At 45.0% G+C, this 2,246-nt stretch carries 2 protein-coding genes; one reads left to right on the top strand and one right to left on the bottom strand.

The genetic code is table 11. The annotated features are described in order from the left end of the window. Positions 1-246: 246 nt before the first annotated feature. A complete protein-coding gene (gene tpiA / locus ACTIE6_RS06260) occupies positions 247-1,008 on the bottom strand; it encodes a triose-phosphate isomerase (RefSeq protein ID WP_056279161.1) in 762 nt (253 codons plus the stop codon). A 299-nt stretch (positions 1,009-1,307) separates the two neighbouring features. Between tpiA and ACTIE6_RS06255 the strand changes: the two genes are divergently transcribed. Beyond that, positions 1,308-2,246, top strand: a 939-nt coding sequence (locus ACTIE6_RS06255; protein ID WP_439555814.1) for a pepsin/retropepsin-like aspartic protease family protein, incomplete at its 3' end; no start/stop codon positions are given.

The raw sequence follows: 2,246 nt of genomic DNA, 5'->3' as shown, positions 1-2,246 counted from the left end.
GGGAAGTAAAGTCTAAATCAGACTTTGAGTTCGTAGCTCAGAGCGCATGTCATAGTTTACTTTACTTCCCTTCTCATTTCATTAATTTACCTACACCAATCTTATTTCCCTAATACATTGCTAATCTAAAGGAGCGCAGTCGAAGTGGGGAGGCGTGGTGCCTTTTCCTTCGACTGCGCTCAGGATGACAAAAGGTTTATGCTCAGCTTTACAAAATAGAAACACTCACTGTAACAAAAGCAATCCTTACCTAGCCTTAATAATATTCGTAAACTCCCTCGATTTCAACGAAGCTCCTCCTACGAGGCCGCCGTCGATGTCGGGGGAAGCGAAAAGTTCTGGTGCGCTGGCGGCTGTTACGCTGCCTCCGTAGAGGATTGAGATTTCTTCTGCTACCGACTCACCGTATTTTGCCGCAATGTGCTGACGCAATGCTGCGTGCATTTCCTGTGCTTGTAGTGCACTTGCAGTCAAGCCTGTTCCAATCGCCCAGATTGGCTCGTAAGCGATTACAACTTTCAGCAAATCAGCTTCTGAAAGATGGAAAAGGCTTTCTGTAAGCTGGTTTTTTACAAAGCCGATATAATCTTCATTTTGTCGCTGCTGCAAAGATTCACCGCAGCAGAAGATCGGCGAAACGCCATTTGCCAGCGCTACATTTACCTTCTCGGCCAATACTGCATTGGATTCATTAAAGTACTGGCGGCGCTCGCTGTGCCCGATCAGCACATATTCCACACCGATCGATTGCAGCATTTGCGCCGAGATCTCACCCGTAAATGCGCCTGAAACTTTGTCTGAGCAGTTTTGTGCTGCCAGCGAAAAGTTGGGTGCGTTTTCGATATATTTTTTAATAGTGGTCAGGTAAATGGCAGGCGGGCAAAGGATGATCTGCGCGTCATTCTGCACTTCATCATTGGCCATATTTACTAACTCAGAAGTAAGCGCAACTGCCTCATCCAGAACCTTGTTCATCTTCCAGTTACCGGCAACAATTTTTTTTCGCATGAGAAAATTTTAATTGTGAAAAAACTTCATTTTACGCAACAAAATTATCATAATTCTGTCATTTACCTGATTATATAGCCTTGTTAAATAAAAACACAGAAAATTATTAAATACGAAGATTTTTTTGTGTTTAAATGAGACAAAAAACATTAAATTTACTCCCATTACAATGCAGTGACATTTGATACTTTGTGTACACAGAAGAGAATAAAAGACAGAGTTTAAGCCATTTATGATCAGAGTGTTTTTAGCGCTAACAGAAGACTTAAAAATCCCGATTTAAAAGAAAGGAGGCCACGATGAAAACGTCTAAGTGGTTATTACTGGCGATCATACTTTTTACCAGCACCGTTTCTCTTGCACATACCGACGACGTTCCACCTGTTTCGGAGGAAAAATATGGTTACTTTTTAGACAAAAACCATAAGTCAACGCGCATTCCGTTCGAGCTGCATTCCAACCTGATCCTGTTGTACGCCAAGATCAATGACCGTGATTCCCTGCGGTTTATACTTGACACGGGCGTCAGCTCCATTATCATTACAGATCCCTACGTGCTCAAACCCGACAAGCTGCGTTTAACCAGGAAGGTTAACCTTACCGGCGCGGGTGAAGGCAAGTCTATTTCCGCCCACGTTGCGATTGATAACCGTTTCGCGATGGGCCGGCTCAAAGCAAATCACCAGAATATCGTAGTTCTTGAAGAGGACTTCCTGCGGCTGTCGGAATATGTAGGAGTTCCGGTTCACGGGATATTTGGGTACGAGATCTTCAATAATTTCGTCGTAACCATTGATTTTTCCAAAAAGGAACTAGTCCTGATGCGGCCTGATAAATACAAGTACAAGCCTAAAAAGGGCGACAAGCATCCCCTTATCATTGAAGATACCAAACCATTTACCGACGCAGTAACCCTTTTCGCCGATGGCAGGGAACATCCAATCCGCGTGCTGATCGATACCGGCGCCGGCCACGCATTACTGCTGAACAACACCCGCAAAGAAACTTTCAGGTTACCCGAAAAGGTGATCAGGGCACAGCTGGGACGCGGGCTCAATGGGGTAATCAATGGAAATCTGGGCCGGATCGACAGGCTTCGTTTGGGCAGGTTTGAGATGGCTAACATTGTTGCCTCATTTCCCGACAGCATTGCATTTGGCGCCAAATTGAAGGCAGGTACCGAGCGGCAGGGAAATATTGGCTGCGAATCGCTGCGCCGGTTTAAAGTGACCATGAAC

The sequence above is a fragment of the Dyadobacter sp. genome, assembly GCF_051859145.1.
In the GTDB taxonomy this organism is placed as follows: domain Bacteria; phylum Bacteroidota; class Bacteroidia; order Cytophagales; family Spirosomataceae; genus Dyadobacter.
This window is presented reverse-complemented; position numbering and strand designations above follow the sequence as displayed.

Excerpts from the sequence above, each read along its gene's own strand:
- tpiA (WP_056279161.1), bottom strand. The coding sequence starts at position 1,008 with ATGCGAAAAAAAATTGTTGCCGGTAACTGGAAGATGAACAAGGTTCTG.